The organism is Acidisoma sibiricum (assembly GCF_057837225.1).
Genome location: NZ_CM174445.1, coordinates 2,511,848 through 2,528,143, shown reverse-complemented (window position 1 = coordinate 2,528,143; position 16,296 = coordinate 2,511,848). Strand labels below are relative to the sequence as shown.

Genomic DNA, 16,296 nt, shown 5'->3' with positions numbered 1-16,296 from the left:
GATTTCTGCATGCGCTGACAACATGGCGGGCTGCATGCGCGGCATGAGCCGCGTTTCAGCCGAGGGAGGCGGCCAGAGACAGAAGGACGACAGCTTCCGTCAATTGCTCGGTGGCGCCCAGCGTGTCGCCCGTATAGCCGCCAAGGGTGCGGCGGCCGAGGGCCGCCATCGCCAGCACCACGACGACGACCACCACTGCGACACGCGTCAGGTGATGCCCATGCATGGCAATCAGAGCGAGCAGCAGCGCCATGATCCAGCCGAGATAGACGCGCGGGCGGCGGAGACTGCCGAGCGACGCCGCCAATCCGCCGGGCCGCGCGGGTGACGACAGCAGCACCACGCCCGGCATGGCGGCGCGGCCGGCCATGCCAGCCACCACCAGCACAGGCAACACCACCGCCGGGTCCGCGATTTGCGCGAGGGCGCCCGCCCTCACGGCAACGGAGGCGATCAGCGCGAGGGCGCCGAAACTGCCGATGCGGCTGTCCTTCATGATGGCCAGCCGGCGCTCGGCGGTGGCGCCGCCGCCGATGCCGTCGGCGGTGTCGGCCAGCCCATCCTCATGAAAGCCGCCCGTTACGATGACGGTTGCGATGATCGCGAGGAATCCGGCCAGGAAGGGTGAGAGATTCCAATGCCCGGCGAGGCCATAGACCGCGCCACCGATCAGCCCGACGACGGCGCCCACCAGCGGCCAGGCCCAGACCCCGGACGCCATGGCGCTGGCCCTGGCCGCTTTCGGCAGCGGCAGGCGCGTCAGCAGCCCGAAGGCCGCGACGAGGTCGCCGATAATCGCCATGCCAGGGTGCCGGTCAGTCGCGATTGGTCACCCCCGCCTGGGCAAAGGTCGCCATGCCGGTATGGCAGGCGACGGCGGCGCGGAAGATGGCAATGGCGAGCGTCGCCCCTGACGCCTCCCCCAGCCGCATGTCGAGATTGAGCACCGCCGGGCGGTCCAGTTCCTGCACCAGATGGCGATGCCCGGCCTCGGCCGAGACATGGCCGATCATGCAATGCTCCAGCCCATCCGGCAGCAGCTTCAGCAGCGGGGCGGCGGCGGCCGAGCAGACGAAGCCGTCGAGCAGCACGGGGATGCTGTGGCGGCGGGCAGCGAGGACCGCGCCCAGAATGGCCGCGGTTTCACGGCCGCCCAAGCGGCGGGCGACTTCCCAGGGGTCACTCAGCGCGTCCCCATGCAATGCCAGGGCGCGATCAACCACCGCAGCCTTGTGGCTGACGCCGGCCGCATCCAGCCCGGTGCCGCGGCCCGCCCAACGCGCGCCGCCGCCGCCGAAAAGACCAGCGCACATGGCAGCCGCGGCAGTGGTATTGCCGATGCCCATTTCGCCGAGGCACAGGAGATCCGTGCCCGGCACGACGGCGTCATAGCCAATCGAAAGGGCCTTGTGGAATTCAAAGACCGTCATGGCCGCACTTTGCGTGAAATCGGCGGTCGGCTGGTCCAGCATCAGCGGCACGACGGAAAAGGCAGCGCCATTGGCTTTGGCGATCTGATTGACGGCCGCCCCACCGGCCTCAAAATTCGCCACCATCTGTTCGGTGACGGAGGACGGATAGGGAGAGATGCCCTGCGCCGTGACGCCGTGATTGCCGGCGAAGACGACGACATCGACCTGATCCAGCCGCGGCATCTCCCGCCGCTGCCAGGCCGCAAGCCAGGCGACGCCCTCCTCCAGCAGCCCGAGGCTGCCGAGCGGCTTGGTCAGAATGGCCTGGCGCCGCATGACGGCGGCCGCCGCCGCGTCATCCGGCCGCGGCAGTTTGCGCAGCAGGTCCTGCAGAAAATCCTGGGTCTGGGTCATCATGCCGATCACTCCTCTTGCGCGATGAGGTGAAAGAAACTGCCCGAAACGAGGCCGCGGCGGCTGCCGGCAGCACCCAAGCCCTGGCCTTTTGCATCGGAAAGCTGGGCGAAGGGCGTGTCATCTCCAGGATCGGAGACGGTTGAAAAATGGAATTCATGCCCGCGGAGACGCGTGCCCTGAGCCCCGAGCGGGTTATCAGACAGCAGCTTGGCCCGACGATAGCCGAGATGCATGCGCCGCACCGCGAAGCTCGTCGTATGGTTGAGCAGTCTCACCATTTCGTGAGTTTGTCCAGACGCATCCGTCAGGCCCGCGCCCAAAACCATGTAGCCACCGCATTCGCCGTGAACGGGCCGCGTTTCGGCGAAAGCGCGCAATCCTGACTTGAAGCGCCGCGTTGCAGCCAAAGCTGCCGCATGCAGTTCAGGATAGCCACCGGGCAGCCAGCAGGCCTTTGCCCTGTCATCCGGGGCTTCATCGGCGAGCGGGGAGAAGAACGACAGCTCAGCACCCTGCGCGCGCCAGCCGGCGAGCAGATGCGGATAGAGGAAGGTGAAGGCCGCGTCCTTTGCCACGGCAATATGCTGGCCGGGCGGACGGATGGCCGGCAGGGCCGCGACGGTCGTTGAGATCGGGCGGGCAAGGGCGATGATCGCGTCCAGATCAAAGCCCGCGGCCGCACGCTCGGCCAGGATCGCGATGCGCGCGGCGAGATCCCCCGTCTCCTCAGCCTGGACAAGCCCCAGGTGACGCTCGGGCAAAGTCAGCCGCGGCTCGCGCGCCAGCGCGCCCAGCACGGGCAGGCCGATGGCACTCATGGCTGGGCGGATGCCGGACTCATGTTTGGGACTGCCGCAGCGGTTGAGGATGACGCCCGCGATATCGACCCCCGGCTCGAAGCCGACAAAGCCACGGACAGAGGCCGCCGCCGTCTGGCTTTGGCCCGATACATCCATCACCAGCACCACGGGCAGGCCGTAGCGCGCCGCGAGATCGGCGGCCCGGCCCGAGGCCCCGGCGGGCGCATCACCCACATCCGCGCCGTCAAACAGGCCCATGGAGGCCTCGATGAGCAGAATGTCCGAGCCCGCGGCCGCATCGGCCAGCAATCCGTCCAGCAGATCGGGCGGCATGGCCCAGGTGTCGAGATTGAAGACCGGCCGCCCGGTGGCGGCCGCGTGAAAGGCCGGGTCGATATAGTCCGGCCCGGATTTGGCGACCGCGACCGTGAGGCCCCGCGCCTTCAGCGCCGCGGCCAGGCCCAGCGTAACCGTCGTTTTGCCGGAGCCCGAGCGGGGTGCGGCGAGGATGAGGCCGCGGGCGGGGCTCATCCCGCGCAGAGTTCCGGCGCGACAGTCGCGACGAGGTCGAGAATCTTCGCGCGCATGGCGACAATCCGGCCGATGACGATGAGGGCGGGGGCTTCCTCATCCGTTTCGCCCACGACCTCCGTGATATGGCCGAGATCGGTGACCGTGACGGTCTGCTCGGGCATGGTGGCGCCCACGATCAGCGCCGCCGGCATATCGGCTGCCATGCCGCCCGCCATCAGGCGGCGCGCGATGGTGCCGATGCGCTTGGCGCCCATATAGAGGACGATGGGCTGGCCGAGGCTCGCCATCACTTCCCAGTTCAGCGTCGCATGCTGGCTTTCTGCGCCATGACCGGTGGCGAAGATAATGGCCTGGTTGATGCCGCGCATGGTCGCCGGAATGAAGGCCGCCGCCAGACCCGCGACCCCCGCCGTGAGGCCCGGGATGACGCGGAAGGGAATGCCGGCCTCGACGAGGGCCAGAACCTCCTCCCCGCCACGGCCGAAGACGAAGGGATCGCCACCCTTCAGCCGCAGCACGCGGCGGCCGAGCCGCGCCTGCGCCACCAGTTGAGCGGAAATGCTGGCCTGTTCCGAGGAGGGCCGGCCGCAGCGCTTGCCGGCATAGATCACCTCCACATCCGGCTTCAGCAGGGACAGGATATCCGGGCCGACCAGCGCGTCCGTCAGCACGACGTCGGCCTGGGCGAGCGCCGAGACCGCATGCAGCGTGAGGTGACCGGCGTCACCGGGGCCGGCACCGGCCAGCCAGACATGCCCTGGCTGCAGCCGAGTTCCCTGCGCCATCAGGCGCGCCAGCGCCGTCTCAAGCGTCATCGCCATTCTCCACCGTGACTTGGCGTCACGGCCCCTCTAGGTTCCGGCGTGTGGATACGCCCTCTCTTCGACGCGGTTGGACGACCGGCGCCTGCGCCACCGCCGCCACGCGTGCGGCCGCCCTGGCACTGCTGACCGGTGACTTCCCCGACCCCTCGGTCATCCGCCTGCCTGGCGGGCAGGCGGTGGGTTTCGCCCTGGCCGAGACCAGGCTGCTTCCAAACGCCGCCATGGCCGCTGTCGTCAAGGATGCTGGCGACGACCCTGATGTGACGCATGGCGCTTTGATCCGCGCGACGCTGTCCCGGAGCACGCCGGGCACCGGCATCGTGTTCCGTGCAGGACCCGGCGTCGGCATGGTCACCCTGCCCGGCCTGCCTATTCCGCCCGGCGAACCCGCCATCAATCCCGTGCCACGCCGCATGATGACAGAGGTGCTGCAAGCGGTCTCGGCCGAGGCAGGCGCTGGCTGCGATTGGGTTGTCGAGATCAGCGTCGATAACGGGGCGGCACTGGCGGAAAAGACGCTCAACCCGCGCCTGGGCATTAAGGGCGGGCTGTCCATTCTGGGCACGACCGGGATCGTCATTCCTTTTTCCTGCTCGGCCTGGATCGACAGCATCCATCGCGGCGTCGATGTCGCGCGCGCCCTGGGCCTGCCCCATGTCGCGGCGGCGACGGGACGAACCTCCGAAGAGGCCGTGCAGGCCCTGTACGGCCTGCCCGATGCGGCGCTGCTCGACATGGGCGATTTCGTCGGCGGCACGCTCAAATATCTGCGGCGGCATCCGGTGCCGCGCGTCACCATCGCCGGCGGGCCGGCCAAGATGACGAAGCTGGCGCAGGGAAGGCTGGACCTGCATTCCAAGCGCGGCGCGGTCGATGCGGCCGTGCTGGCCGATCTGGCGCGGCAGATCGGCGCGGATGAGGCCCAGGCCACCGCCATCATGCAGGCCAATACCACGCTGCATGCGTTTGAACTGGCGGGGGATCTGCCGCTGGCGGCGGCCATCGCCGCCCGCGCCCATCGGGTCGCGCAGGACGTGCTGGGCGCTGCGCCGATCGCCCTCGACATCCTGGTCTTCGACCGTGTGGGACAGCTGATGGCGCGTCATCCGTCCGCGTCCTGACCGCGGAAGCGGCGCACATAGTCCGTATCGTAGAGCGCGCTGTCACGAAAACCCGCGGGGTCGATCGCCGGCCCCACCAGAATGAGCGCGGTGCGCGCGACCGGCGCTGCCGCATGCAGGCGGACAAGCGTGGCCAGCGTGCCGCGGATGATCTGCTCATCCGGCCAGGTCGCCCGCGCGACGATCGCGGCCGGACAGTCTGCGCCGTAATGGGGGGTGAGGGTTTCCACCACCTCCGTCAGGCGATGAATGGCGAGATGAATGGCGAGCGTGGCACCGGTGGCGGCGTAGGCGGCCAGCTTCTCGCCGGGCGGCATGGGGCTGGCACGGCCGTCCAGCCGCGTCAGCACGACGGACTGGGCCAGGCCCGGCACCGTCAGTTCCCGCCCCAGAGCAGCGGCGGCGGCGGCGAAGGCAGGCACGCCCGGCACCATCTGCCAGGCGATGCCCAAAGCATCCAGCCGCCGCGTCTGCTCGGCGACTGCACTATAGATTGAGAGATCACCCGAATGCAGCCGCGCGACATCCTGACCGGCTTCATCGGCCGCCGCGTATTCGGCGGTGATCTGATCGAGATTGAGCGGCGCGGTATCGACCAGCCGGGCGCCCTCCGGGCAATGGTCCAGCATGGCGCGCGGCACGATGGAGCCGGCATAGAGGCAGACCGGGCAGCGGGCGAGGATGTCGCGCCCGCGCAGCGTCAGCAGATCGGCCGCACCCGGCCCGGCACCGATGAAAAAGACCGTCAATGCACCACCCCTTGGGCCAGCGCGCAGGTGACGCCGCCGGCGGAGATGCGCGGCAGGACCAGGCGTCCAGTAGGTCCAGTGGCCGCGAGGGCTGCGGCTTCTGCGACGGAAGCGAGGCCGACTTCAGCCTCGGCCCGGCGGGAGCGGGTGAGGCAGCGGCCCTGCTCGCCCTTCAACTCCGCCTTGGCGATCCACAGGATCGGCAGGCCGAGCGTTTCGGCAGCTTCCATGATACCGGCTTCGCCGCTGCGGAATTCGGGCACGGCGAGCATATCGGGCCGGCCAAAGCCCTGATCGGCAGCCTCGGTCAGAAGGGCGATGATCGCCTCGGCCGTGACGCCGGTGCGGCAACCAATTCCCGCGATAATCATGGCTTTACGGCCCTATATTGAAGCACGGTGCGAGCGGGCGAGAAGCCCTGCATGGCGCCCAGCGGCTCCAGCCGCTCGATGCCGATGCGGGTCAGACGGCCACCCCAGCGGTCATGCAGGGACAGCACCACGCGCTCAGTCTCCAGCGTCACGGCATTGATGACGAGCCGCCCGCCGGACTTCAATGCAGACCAGCAAAGCTCTGTTATTGCGGGATTGGTGGCGCCTCCCCCGATGAAGACCGCATCCGGCACCGGGAAGCCGTCCAGCGCGTCCGGCGCTTCGCCCTGGCGCAGCAGCAGGCCCGGCACGCCCAGCGCCATCGCATTGCGCTTGATCCGCCCGGCGCGATCGGCTCGCGCTTCGATTGCGATGGTGCGGTTAGCCGCGTGCGCGAGCATCCATTCGATGCCGACCGAGCCGGAGCCCGCGCCGATATCCCAGAGCAATTCGCCGCGCCGGGGCCCGAGGGCGGCGATAGTCAGCGCCCGCACCTCCCGCTTGGTGATCTGGCCGTCCGTCTCAAACCAATCCTCATCGAGACCAGAACTGAGCGGCAAAGCGCGACCACCCGCAACCTCCAGCGCCATCAGGTTGAGCGCTGAGACCGCATCATGAAGACCCTTTGACGCCCTGAATTTAAACGAATCTTCCTGGGGACCTCCGATCTGCTCCAAAACCTGGATCGTGGTGTCACCGAACCCCCAGCGCGTCAGCAAAGCGGCCAGCGCCGCTGGCGTGCTGGCATCAGCCGAGAGGGCCAGGATACGGGCTTTGGGCTGCAGCAGCGGACGGATGGCTTCCAGCGGCCGGCCGCACAAGGAGATGGTGGCGACATCCTGCAGCCCCCAGCCCAGCCGGTTGGCCGCCAGGCTGAAGGAGGACGGGGCTGGAATGGTGCGGATTTCGCCGATCGGAATCTGCTTCGCGAGGAGGGAGCCGATGCCGAAGCAGAACGGGTCCCCCGAGGCAAGCACAACGGCGCGGCGGCCCGCCCAAGAGGCGATGAGGGGCAGCGCATCGGTGATCGGGCTCGGCCAGGTATAGGCTTCCGTATCCCCGATCAGCGACGCGGCAAGGGTCAGATGCCGTTCGCCGCCGGCCACAATCTCAGCCTGGGTCAACGCCGTGCGCGCCGCCGCCGTCAGCCCCTCGACACCATCCTCGCCGATGCCGAGAATGGTCAGCCATGGCACCCGGCTTACCATTGCGCGTTCTCATTCTCGGCGGCACGGCGGAGGCCTCTGGCCTTGCCCGGCTGGTCGCGGCCGAGGATTGGATCGCGCCCGTGCTGTCCTTCGCCGGGCGCACCATGGCGCCCGTGCTGCCACCCATTCCGCATCGTATCGGCGGTTTCGGCGGTGCTGCGGGCCTGGCCGCTTATCTGCGGGCGGAAGGCGTAGACCTGCTGATCGACGCCACGCATCCTTTTGCCAATCGTATGTCGGTGAATGCGGCGGAAGCTGCGGAGCGCGCGGGCATGCCCCGCCTGGTGCTGCAACGCGGCCCCTGGACGCGCATCGCCGGTGACGACTGGCGCGAGGTGCCAAGCGTCATTCAAGCCGCCGAAGCGATCGGCGCGGCGCCCGCCCGCGTGTTCCTGACCATCGGGCGGCAGGATCTGCTGCCCTTCCGCGATATCGCGCCCCAGCACGCCTATCTGATTCGCAGCGTCGATCCGCCGGACACAGACCTGCTGCCGCCTGTCGCGGACATTCTGACCGGGCGCGGGCCGTTTGATGCCGCGGCAGAGCGTGATCTTATGGAAAGCCGCAAAATCAGCGTCTTGGTGACCAAAAACTCGGGTGGCGCGGATGGCAAGCTGGTGGCCGCGCGCGCCCTCGGCCTGCCCGTCATCATGGTCGCGCGCCAGCCGCCCCCGCCGGGCGAGACGGTCGCGACCGCATCCCAGGCGCTGGACTGGATCGCCCGTCATGCGGGCAGAGCGCCAGTGGCCCGCGGCGCATAGACCCAGTCGCGCAGACCCTCACCCCGTTCGATCCGCCGCGTCTCGGCCGTGCCGATGATGACCAGAGTGCGCATATCCGCCCGCTCCGGCGCAGCAGCGGCATCGGCCAGCGTCAGAATCTCGATCCGCTCATCCGGCCTTGTGACGGCGGAGGCGAAGATGACCGGCGTTTCGGGCGGCAGAACCTCCAGCAACGCCGTCAGCGCCGCGCCGAACTGCCAGGGCCGGGCGCGAGAGATAGGATTGTAGAGGGCCAAGGCAAAGCCAGCGCTCGCGGCCGCCCGCAAGCGGTTGAGGACGACCGTCCAGGGTTTGAGATTGTCGGACAGCGAGACGACTGCGAAATCATGCCCCAGAGGCGCGCCGATGCGGGCGGCGGCCGCCAGCATGGCCGAAATACCGGGCAGGACGTGAATATCCAGCGCGCGCCATTCCACGGGGCCGCTCTCGACCGCCTCAAACACCGCGCTCGCCATGGCGAAGACGCCCGGATCACCGCCCGAGACCACGGCCACGCGGCCGCCTGAAGCGGCGCAATCCAAAGCGGCACGGGCGCGCGCCAGCTCCTCCCGGTTGTCGGAGGCATGGCGCGTCAACCCGGCATGGTCCGGGACGCGGGCGACATAGGGGAAGTAGCCAAAGACATCCGTGCAGCGCGTGAGCGCGGCCGAGGCTTCCGGCGTGATCAGCGCCGCATCGCCGGGGCCGAGCCCGATGACGTAAAGCATGCCGGTCATCGCGGACCCTGGCGGCCAGGGACCAGGATCATGGAGAAATAGGGCGCCGCGCCATCCGCGATCTCGGCCAGCGGCAGGATGCGGCTATCGTTCATGGTGCCACGCTCGACATAAATCGCCCGTTCGGCCCGGCCGAGCGTGGCCAGAACGCGGCGCACTTTAGCGAGGTTGCGGCCGAGCTTCATGACGACCGCCGCATCCGTGCGGCGCAGCGCCTCCATCAGCTCGGCTTCCGGCATGGTGCCGGGCACGACGGAGAGGACGTCGTCACCATGGGTCATCGGCGCCTGCGCCTGCGCCCAGCAGCCGGTCATGCCGAGGACGCCGGGCACGACTTCCATGGGGAAACGCTCGCGCAGCCGGTCAAACAGATACATCGACGAGCCATAGAAAAACGGGTCGCCCTCACAGAGCAGCGCCACATCCTGGCCTGCTTCCAGGCGCGCGCGGATGCTCTCAGCCGCCTGATCGTAGCATGCGGTCATGGCGCCGATATAGCGCGGGTCGGTATGGGGAATTTCGACCGTCACCGGATAGTCGAAGCGCAGTTCCTCGACATTCGCGCTGAGGTAGCTGGACGCGATGCTGCGGGCATGGCCCTGGCGCCCGGCCTTGGCGAAGAAGGCGATGACCGGCACTGCGCCCAGGATACGCGCGGCCTTGACGGTGATCAGCTCGGGGTCACCCGGACCCATGCCGAGCGTGATCAGCCGGCCGGTTTGAGGACTGGTCACTCCGCGTCACTCGCCAGCGCATTGACGGCGGAGACCGCCATGGCGCTGCCGCCGCGACGGCCTTCGACGATGAGATAGGGCACGCGGCCATCGGCGGCGAGCGCTGCCTTCGATTCCGCGGCGCCGACGAAACCGACCGGCAGGCCGATGACCGCGGCAGGCAGCGGCGCCCCGGCATCGAGCAGTTCCAGGAGATGAAACAAAGCGGTCGGCGCATTGCCGATGGCAACCACCGCACCGCCCAGGCGCTTCCCCCAAAGGTCCAGCGCCGCGGCCGAGCGGGTATTGCCGATGGCACGCGCGAGGCCGGGCGTTTCCGGCGCGTCCAGCGTGCAGATGACCTCATTCCCGGCCGGCAGGCGGGCACGGGTGATGCCCTGGGCGACCATCTTGGAATCGCACAGGATGGGTGCGCCGGCCAGCAGCGCGGCGCGCCCGGCTGCCGCAAAGCCGCCGCCGAAGCGGATGGCCCCGGCCACTTCCACCATGCCGCAGCCATGAATGACGCGCACGGCGATGCGGCTTTCGGCCGCCGAGAAGCGGGCGAGATCGGCCTCGGCCCGGATAATGGCGAAGGAGCGCTCATAGATAGCGGCGCCATCGCGGATGTAATCATAACGGTCAGTCATGGCAGCAGGCTCTGCATCAGCGCGGGGATTTCCGCCAGGGTCAGATCGCGGTGAGCTGGCATATCCTGAGGCTTACCGTCACGGATCAGGTCAAATCGCGCCGCCCGCCCGACCAGGGTGACGGAAGCCGCACCGGGATGGGCGCAGCCCTTGGTGCATCCCGAGAGGTGAAGCGGCTGATCCTCTGCCCGCCGCGTGAGCGCCAGAAAACCCGCGGTCGCATGGGTCTCCACCGCGCCGCGGGCGCAGGCGGGCGCCCCGGCGCAGGTGACGATCGACAGCCGTCCGTCATCGGGCGCGGTGATCAGTCCGAGCGCCGATGCTTCGTTCACCACTTGGGTCGCATGGGCCGAAGCCACGCCCGCGATGCAGACGCTTTTCCAGGGCGTCGGGCGAAGCTTGCCGTCACCCACACGCGCGGCGATGCGGGCAAGACCGGCGAAGGCGGCGGCCGTCATCTGGCCGAAGGCGGGGGTGACGAGCACGAAACCGCTGTTGCCCATGGCGTGAAAGCCAGGCCGTGGCGCGGCGCCGCTGCGGGTGGTGACGCGGGCCGTGCCCTGGCGCGCCAGACGGCTCACCTCGCTTGCGATAGCACCGGGCGCGCAGGGCTCATCATTCACCAGCCACTGGCCGGAGACGTAGCGGATGGTGACGTCGAGGCTGATGCCGGTCAGCGGCAGCGCGCCGCCGCCATCCAGCACGATGCCGAATTTCGCGGGAAGGTGCGTGGCTGAAAGCGCGCGATCCACCTCCGCTGCAACCTCCAAAAGCCCCGATGGCAGCGTGGAATCAGCCCCCAGCAAAGGCGAGACGAGAACCCGGCTGCCCTCACCCGCGGCACCGCCGGCGGCTTCAATGGCCGCCGTGAAGGGCGCGATGGCCTCAGACGTCAGGCCGCGGATCTGGATATTGCCGCGATTGGTGATCTCGATCACGCCATTGCCGAAGCGGTCAGCGGCATCCGCCACGGCCACCGCCAGATCGGCCGCGACGGAACCCGCCTGCGGACGCACGCGGGCAAGCCAGCCATCGCCCGATTCCATCGGCCGGAACAGGCTGGGACACCAGCCGCGGATAAGGTCTTCGCTGATCACTCCGCCGCCTCCGCCATCAGGACGGAGAGGCTGTTGCGGCGGGAGTGCCACAGACCTTCGGTCAGCGCGCGGTTGAACTGGCGGCGCATGGCGGCGAGCGCGGCGGGATTGGCCTCCGCCAGGAAAGCCGCCACCTCGGCGGTACCCAGCGTCGCATCGAAGAGAAGATCGAACTGCGCGTCGAACCGGTCGGGCAGCGTCACCGCAAAACCGGTCAGGCTTTCCGCCGCACGGGCGATTTCGGCGGCACCGCGAAAGCCATGGCGCATCTGCCCGGCAATCCAGCGCGGATTGGCGGCGCGGGCGCGGGTAACGCGGCGGATTTCCTCAGGCGTGGTGCGCAGCTTGGGCGCCGCGGGGTCGGCGGTGTCGAGATGATAGAGCGCGGGCGATGCGCCGAGAGCAGAGGCAGCTGCGGCAAACCCGCCTTCGTGGGCGGCGTAATCAGGACTTTCCAGAATATCGGTCTCGGCATGGTCCTGGGCATGGACGAACCCGTCTGCCAGGGCGATGCGGGCGGCGAAACTATCTGCTCCGCCGTCCATCGCGACGGAGCCCGCGGCATAGTCGCGGCCGATCTGCGCGCGCGGTCCCGACAGATCGACGCCCGTGCCGTAGCGCCCGGCTTCCGGCCCGAAGACGCGCGCGCCGGCCTGTCCCGCGAGCGGGTTGAGGTCCGACGGCTCCTCCCGCGCAGCAACAGCCACAACGGCCTGATCGAACAAGGCGATCTGGCCCGCGAAGGCATCGCGAAAGAGGCCGGAGATGCGCAAGCTGACATCGACGCGCGGACGGTCAATCTCCGCCAAAGGCAAAATCTCAAACCCCGTCACGCGGCCCGTGGCATTGTCCCAGAGCGGCCGGGCGCCGAGCAGGATGAGCGCCAAGGCCAGATCCTCGCCGCCGGTGCGCATGGTGGCACTGCCCCAGAGGTCTATGACCAGGGCGCGCGGCCAATCCCCCTGCTCCTGCCGGTGGCGCGCGAGCAAGGCGCGGGCGGCTTTTTCAGCCAGCGTCATGGCCGAGCGCGTGGGGATGAGGCGCGGATCGAAGGTGACGAGGTTGCGGCCGGTGGGCAGGACATCGGCCCGCCCCCGCGTCGGCGCGCCGGCGGGACCGGGCGGGACGAAACGGCCGTCAAGGGCGGCCAGCAGTGCCGCCATCTCGGCCCCGCCGCAGGCGTCCAGTTTCTCCGCCAGAACCGCGCGCGGCATATCCGGGCTGGCGGCCGCGAGTGCGGCCAGCAGACCGTCCCGCTGTGGGGGCGGCGGGTTCTGGCCGAAGACATGCAGGCCGTCGCGGATCTGCATGTCCTTGACGTCACAGAGATAGGCGTCGAGCCGGGCCAGGGCCGCGTCCTCGCCCTCCTCCTCAAGCTTGGCACCTGCTTCCGCCAGCAGGCCCGAGGCGCGGGCTTCCGCCAGGATATCTTTCTTCAGCACCGTGGCGCGGCGCCGGTCCAGCCCGTCGGCACTTGCGAATTCGTCAATCAGGCTTTCCAGCCCTTCGGCGCGGCCGGAGAGGCCCGCACGCTGTAAGGGCGGCGTCAGATGGCCGATCATCACCGCGCCCAGACGGCGCTTGGCCGGGGCCGCTTCACCGGGATTATTGACGATGAAGGGATAGATCACCGGCAGGCCGCGGGTGAGGCGCACCGGCCAGCAATCGGCGGATAATGCCGCGGCCTTGCCGGGCAGCCATTCCAGCGTGCCATGCGTGCCGAGATGGATCAGCGCGTGGCACTCTGCCCGCAGCCGGTCATAGAAGGCGATGTAAGCGGCCGAGGGCGCGGCATCCGGGTCATGATAGCCGGACTTGCGATCGGCGCCCGCCGCGCGGTCAGGCTGCACGGCGATGGTGATATGGCCGCGGCTAACCGTCTGCCGCGTTGCCAGCCGCGCCAGATCGTCCGGCGACAGGCTCTGCCCCATGCCGGTGTCATAGCCCGCGCCGGAGAGCGCGCTGAGGATGACGGCAATGCTCGCCAGACTGTCGAGGCCGACGGCATAGCCGAGTTCATGGCTGGTGGGGCCTTCGGCGCCGGGATAGTCCGAGAGGATGATCGCGATGCGGCGCGCGGCCACGGGCGTCTCGGCAAGCCTGGCCCAGCCTGCCGCGCGGTCAGCGGCGAGCGCGATGCCATCAGCCTCCGGCACCAGCCGCGCCTGCCCGCTCTCGTCACGCTCCTTGAAGGAAATGGCGGTGGTGAGAAGCCGGCCGTCCGCCTCCGGCAGCACGACCTGCATGGCGAGATCGGCCTGCGACAGGCCACGGGCGGACTCCGCCCAGGCCAAGCGGCTGGCGCCCGCCAGCACGCATTGCAGGATCGGGCAGCCGGCTGCCTCCAGCGGCGAGGCCGCATTGCCCAGGCGGGCGGAAAAGCCGGTGAGATTGAGGATGACGGATGGCTTCCAGGCGATCAGCCAGTCCCGCACGAAAGCGGCCGAAGCGGGGTTTTTGAGACTGTCGGCATAGAGCGCACGGACACCCAATCCCCGCGCCGCCAAAGCTTCTGTCAGCGCCGTGACCGGCGCCGTTTCGCCTGCCAGCAGATGGGAGCGGTAGAACAGAATAACGGCGTCCGGGGCGCCGCGCGCGGTGCCGAACAATCCGTAATCGGGCAGGTCTGCGACCGTGTCAGGCGCGTCGGGCCAAAGCCCGACGGTATGCGCCGCCCATTGCCACATGCGGGCGACATTCTCCGCGCCACCCTGGCGCAGGGCGCGGTCAATGGCCGCGCGCGCGGCAATATCCATGGTGGAGACGGCTGCGAGTTTCGCATCATCCCCCGTGCCGTCGCCCGGCAGCACGGCCAGCGGAATGCCCTGGTCGCGGCAGGTGGCGGCAATCTCCTCGACCCCGTAACGCCAGTATTCAGCGCCGCCGAGCAGGCGGATGACGACGGCGCGGGCCTGCGCCACGACCTGTTCGCAGAGAAGATCGACCGAGAGCGGATGCAGGAAGCGGCCGATCCGCTCCACCCGCCGGGTCGGGAAGCCGTCAGGCAGACGCGCGGCCGAGGCCGCCGCCAGATCGCTGTCCGAGAAGGACATGAACAGGATGTCGGCGGGCATGCCGCCGGGCTCGACCGCCTGCTCGCCCTCCTCCAGCCCATGGCTTTCCCGAAACAGGATGTGCATGGCGCGGCTTTCGCTAGCCCCTGATCGCCTGGGTGATGGCGGCGTGATCCAGCCCTTTTCGGCCGATGACGACGATGCCGCCCGCCGCCTCACCCGGTGCCCAGGCGCGATCATATTCATGGCGGAAGCGGCTGCCGACGCCCTGCACGACAAGGCGGAGCGGCTTGCCGTCCACGCGCACGAACCCCTTCATGCGCAGCACGTCATGCACGGCGGCCGTCTGCTGCAGCCGGGCGATCAGCGGCTCGGGCGCCGGTTGCGGCCCCAGCGGCACGACAAAGCTTTCCCAGTCATCATGCTCATGATCGTCCAGCCCGTCATGATGGGACGGCCGCCCGTCGAGATCATCCTCGGCGCGCGCGGTGAGACCGAGGAGAATCGACGGGTCGATCCGCGACTCCCGGCTTGGCAGCACCTTCACGGCGCGCGGCAGCTGGGCCGCGACAGCGGCGGCGAGACCGGCAATGTCGCTCTCGGCGAGGAGGTCGGTTTTGTTGAGCAGCACGAGATCGGCCGCGCTCAATTGGTCCTCGAAGACCTCGGCCAGCGGATTGTCATGATCATAGGCCGGATCTTCGGCCATCATGCGCGCGACCTCCGCGGGGTCGTCGGCGAAACGGCCGGCGGCGACCGCCGGCCCGTCCACCACCGCGATGACGCCATCGACCGTCACCCGGCTGCGGATGGCGGGCCAGGTGAAGGCTTTGAGCAGCGGCTTGGGCAGCGCGAGACCCGAGGTCTCGATGACGATATGCTCCGGCGGGTTCGGCCGATCGAGCAGCGCTTCCATGGCGGGCAGGAATTCGTCCGCCACCGTGCAGCAGAGGCAGCCATTGGAGAGTTCGACGATCTGATCCTCGTCGCAGCCCTCAATGCCGCAGCCGGCCAGCACGCCGCCGTCGATGCCGAGGGAACCGAATTCATTGACGATGACGGCGATGCGGCGGCCGCCGGCATTTTGCAGCAGATGCCGCACCAGCGTGGTTTTGCCGGCGCCGAGGAACCCGGTGATGATGGTCGTGGGAATGCGCGCGCTCATGCGGCGGTCTCCAGAGCCGGGATACGGCCGATGACGGTATTCCTGAGGCTGTCCGGGCGGCGGCTGGGCATCAGCGCGCCCGTCTCATGCGCCGCATAGGCGCGGGCATAGGTGAGGATGTCCGCCGCGTTTTCAGGCGCCAGGCGGCTCATGAGATAGCCCCATTTGCCCGGCGCGGTGACGGCCAGGCTGCAGCCTTCGCCACAGCGCGACAGGCATTTGACGGCGCGGAGGGTGAAGGGCTCGTCCCCCGTCATCAGGTCCGCGATACGGTCATGCAGGGTCGCACCCGGCCGCGGTTCATCAGGATGTCCGCAGGTGACGCAGATATGCAGGGTGGCGTCAGGATGGGGGGCATTCGCCAAGGTGCAATCTCCGGCAGGTCAGCCGTCCGAACGCCGGGCGGATACGGGGATGCGACCGCGGAAAACGCTTTCCGCGACCTTGGCCAAGCGGTCATGATCCAGGGCACCCCGCCCGGACGGACCAGAGACGTCAGTGGATGGCAGGTCTCCTGGCTCGCGGATCAGGCGCCTTTCCGTCTGCCTTCCCAGGTGACCATTTCACCCAGTGGCTTTCGACGGTGGCTCTCCGCTTACAGTTGCGGGGGCAGCCGCGGCTTGAGGTGACCCCTTGCATGAGGGGCCATCTGCACCGCATTCCCTTTTCATCCTCCGTGACGGCGAGAGCCGTTGGAGGAACCATCGCAAATGATCTAGAAGC

The 16,296-nt window shown here is 68.9% G+C and carries 16 protein-coding genes and 1 riboswitch; of the genes, 2 read left to right on the top strand and 14 right to left on the bottom strand.

Annotated features, from left to right (window positions below; genetic code table 11):
• Window positions 1-55 precede the first annotated feature (55 nt).
• From cobS to cobA, 4 genes are read right to left on the bottom strand one after another with little or no spacing between them, the layout of a single operon-like run.
• Window positions 56-802 carry an adenosylcobinamide-GDP ribazoletransferase gene (gene cobS / locus AC3G7M_RS11990; RefSeq protein ID WP_489212224.1) on the bottom strand — a complete coding sequence of 249 codons (747 nt, stop codon included), beginning with the start codon at window positions 800-802 and terminating at the stop codon, window positions 56-58.
• Window positions 803-815: 13 nt separating this feature from the next.
• Entirely contained in the window at window positions 816-1,829 is a 1,014-nt protein-coding gene (cobT, locus tag AC3G7M_RS11985; RefSeq protein WP_489212223.1) for a nicotinate-nucleotide--dimethylbenzimidazole phosphoribosyltransferase, read from the bottom strand.
• Window positions 1,830-1,834: 5 nt separating this feature from the next.
• Entirely contained in the window at window positions 1,835-3,160 is a 1,326-nt protein-coding gene (locus AC3G7M_RS11980; protein WP_489212222.1) for a cobyrinic acid a,c-diamide synthase CobB, read from the bottom strand.
• Window positions 3,157-3,978 carry a uroporphyrinogen-III C-methyltransferase gene (gene cobA, locus AC3G7M_RS11975; protein WP_489212220.1) on the bottom strand — a complete coding sequence of 274 codons (822 nt, stop codon included), beginning with the start codon at window positions 3,976-3,978 and terminating at the stop codon, window positions 3,157-3,159. The genes AC3G7M_RS11980 and cobA overlap by 4 nt, the downstream gene beginning before the upstream one ends.
• A 50-nt stretch (window positions 3,979-4,028) precedes the next feature.
• On the opposite strand from cobA, the gene AC3G7M_RS11970 reads away from it, so the two are divergent.
• Window positions 4,029-5,108 (top strand): cobalt-precorrin-5B (C(1))-methyltransferase, encoded by a 1,080-nt coding sequence (locus AC3G7M_RS11970; protein WP_489212219.1) that lies wholly within the window; start codon window positions 4,029-4,031, stop codon window positions 5,106-5,108.
• Here AC3G7M_RS11970 and cobM read toward each other — a convergent pair.
• The 3 genes from cobM to cbiE are packed head-to-tail and all read right to left on the bottom strand — an operon-like array spanning window position 5,090 to window position 7,436.
• The gene (cobM, locus tag AC3G7M_RS11965; protein WP_489212218.1) at window positions 5,090-5,857 is read right to left on the bottom strand and encodes a precorrin-4 C(11)-methyltransferase; all 768 of its coding nucleotides are present in this window, start codon (window positions 5,855-5,857) and stop codon (window positions 5,090-5,092) included. The genes AC3G7M_RS11970 and cobM overlap by 19 nt on opposite strands.
• Window positions 5,854-6,228 carry a cobalamin biosynthesis protein gene (locus AC3G7M_RS11960; protein ID WP_489212217.1) on the bottom strand — a complete coding sequence of 125 codons (375 nt, stop codon included), beginning with the start codon at window positions 6,226-6,228 and terminating at the stop codon, window positions 5,854-5,856. The genes cobM and AC3G7M_RS11960 overlap by 4 nt, the downstream gene beginning before the upstream one ends.
• Window positions 6,225-7,436: a precorrin-6y C5,15-methyltransferase (decarboxylating) subunit CbiE gene (gene cbiE, locus AC3G7M_RS11955; RefSeq protein ID WP_489212216.1), complete on the bottom strand. Its 1,212-nt coding sequence runs from the start codon at window positions 7,434-7,436 to the stop codon at window positions 6,225-6,227. The genes AC3G7M_RS11960 and cbiE overlap by 4 nt, the downstream gene beginning before the upstream one ends.
• On the opposite strand from cbiE, the gene AC3G7M_RS11950 reads away from it, so the two are divergent.
• Window positions 7,418-8,197 (top strand): cobalt-precorrin-6A reductase, encoded by a 780-nt coding sequence (locus tag AC3G7M_RS11950; RefSeq protein ID WP_489212215.1) that lies wholly within the window; start codon window positions 7,418-7,420, stop codon window positions 8,195-8,197. The two genes, cbiE and AC3G7M_RS11950, sit on opposite strands and share 19 nt — an antisense overlap.
• On the opposite strand, the gene cobJ is transcribed toward AC3G7M_RS11950, so the two are convergent.
• The 7 genes from cobJ to AC3G7M_RS11915 are packed head-to-tail and all read right to left on the bottom strand — an operon-like array spanning window position 8,161 to window position 15,938.
• Window positions 8,161-8,934, bottom strand: coding sequence for a precorrin-3B C(17)-methyltransferase (gene cobJ, locus AC3G7M_RS11945; protein WP_489212214.1), 774 nt, complete (start codon window positions 8,932-8,934; stop codon window positions 8,161-8,163). The genes AC3G7M_RS11950 and cobJ overlap by 37 nt on opposite strands.
• A complete protein-coding gene (locus AC3G7M_RS11940) occupies window positions 8,931-9,629 on the bottom strand; it encodes a precorrin-2 C(20)-methyltransferase (RefSeq protein ID WP_489216038.1) in 699 nt (232 codons plus the stop codon). The genes cobJ and AC3G7M_RS11940 overlap by 4 nt, the downstream gene beginning before the upstream one ends.
• A 35-nt stretch (window positions 9,630-9,664) precedes the next feature.
• Complete coding sequence (locus tag AC3G7M_RS11935) at window positions 9,665-10,297, bottom strand: precorrin-8X methylmutase (RefSeq protein WP_489212213.1); 633 nt, start codon at window positions 10,295-10,297, stop codon at window positions 9,665-9,667.
• A complete protein-coding gene (locus tag AC3G7M_RS11930; RefSeq protein WP_489212212.1) occupies window positions 10,294-11,394 on the bottom strand; it encodes a hypothetical protein in 1,101 nt (366 codons plus the stop codon). Before AC3G7M_RS11930 ends, AC3G7M_RS11935 begins: the two co-directional genes overlap by 4 nt.
• A complete protein-coding gene (locus AC3G7M_RS11925; RefSeq protein WP_489212210.1) occupies window positions 11,391-14,534 on the bottom strand; it encodes a cobaltochelatase subunit CobN in 3,144 nt (1,047 codons plus the stop codon). Before AC3G7M_RS11925 ends, AC3G7M_RS11930 begins: the two co-directional genes overlap by 4 nt.
• 13 nt (window positions 14,535-14,547) lie before the next feature.
• Entirely contained in the window at window positions 14,548-15,573 is a 1,026-nt protein-coding gene (cobW, locus tag AC3G7M_RS11920) for a cobalamin biosynthesis protein CobW (protein WP_489212209.1), read from the bottom strand.
• Complete coding sequence (locus AC3G7M_RS11915) at window positions 15,570-15,938, bottom strand: DUF1636 family protein (RefSeq protein WP_489212207.1); 369 nt, start codon at window positions 15,936-15,938, stop codon at window positions 15,570-15,572. The genes cobW and AC3G7M_RS11915 overlap by 4 nt, the downstream gene beginning before the upstream one ends.
• Window positions 15,939-16,060: 122 nt before the next feature.
• A riboswitch (cobalamin riboswitch) is annotated at window positions 16,061-16,294 on the bottom strand.
• Window positions 16,295-16,296: the final 2 nt, after the last annotated feature.

Coding starts and splice junctions, on each gene's coding strand:
- AC3G7M_RS11935 (WP_489212213.1), bottom strand. CDS start 10,297: ATGACTGACCGTTATGATTACATCCGCGATGGCGCCGCTATCTATGAG.
- cbiE (WP_489212216.1), bottom strand. CDS start 7,436: ATGGTAAGCCGGGTGCCATGGCTGACCATTCTCGGCATCGGCGAGGAT.
- AC3G7M_RS11940 (WP_489216038.1), bottom strand. CDS start 9,629: ATGGGTCCGGGTGACCCCGAGCTGATCACCGTCAAGGCCGCGCGTATC.
- AC3G7M_RS11980 (WP_489212222.1), bottom strand. CDS start 3,160: ATGAGCCCCGCCCGCGGCCTCATCCTCGCCGCACCCCGCTCGGGCTCC.
- AC3G7M_RS11950 (WP_489212215.1), top strand. CDS start 7,418: ATGGCACCCGGCTTACCATTGCGCGTTCTCATTCTCGGCGGCACGGCG.
- cobT (WP_489212223.1), bottom strand. CDS start 1,829: ATGATGACCCAGACCCAGGATTTTCTGCAGGACCTGCTGCGCAAACTG.
- cobS (WP_489212224.1), bottom strand. CDS start 802: ATGGCGATTATCGGCGACCTCGTCGCGGCCTTCGGGCTGCTGACGCGC.
- cobJ (WP_489212214.1), bottom strand. CDS start 8,934: ATGACCGGCATGCTTTACGTCATCGGGCTCGGCCCCGGCGATGCGGCG.
- AC3G7M_RS11960 (WP_489212217.1), bottom strand. CDS start 6,228: ATGATTATCGCGGGAATTGGTTGCCGCACCGGCGTCACGGCCGAGGCG.
- cobA (WP_489212220.1), bottom strand. CDS start 3,978: ATGACGCTTGAGACGGCGCTGGCGCGCCTGATGGCGCAGGGAACTCGG.
- AC3G7M_RS11925 (WP_489212210.1), bottom strand. CDS start 14,534: ATGCACATCCTGTTTCGGGAAAGCCATGGGCTGGAGGAGGGCGAGCAG.
- cobW (WP_489212209.1), bottom strand. CDS start 15,573: ATGAGCGCGCGCATTCCCACGACCATCATCACCGGGTTCCTCGGCGCC.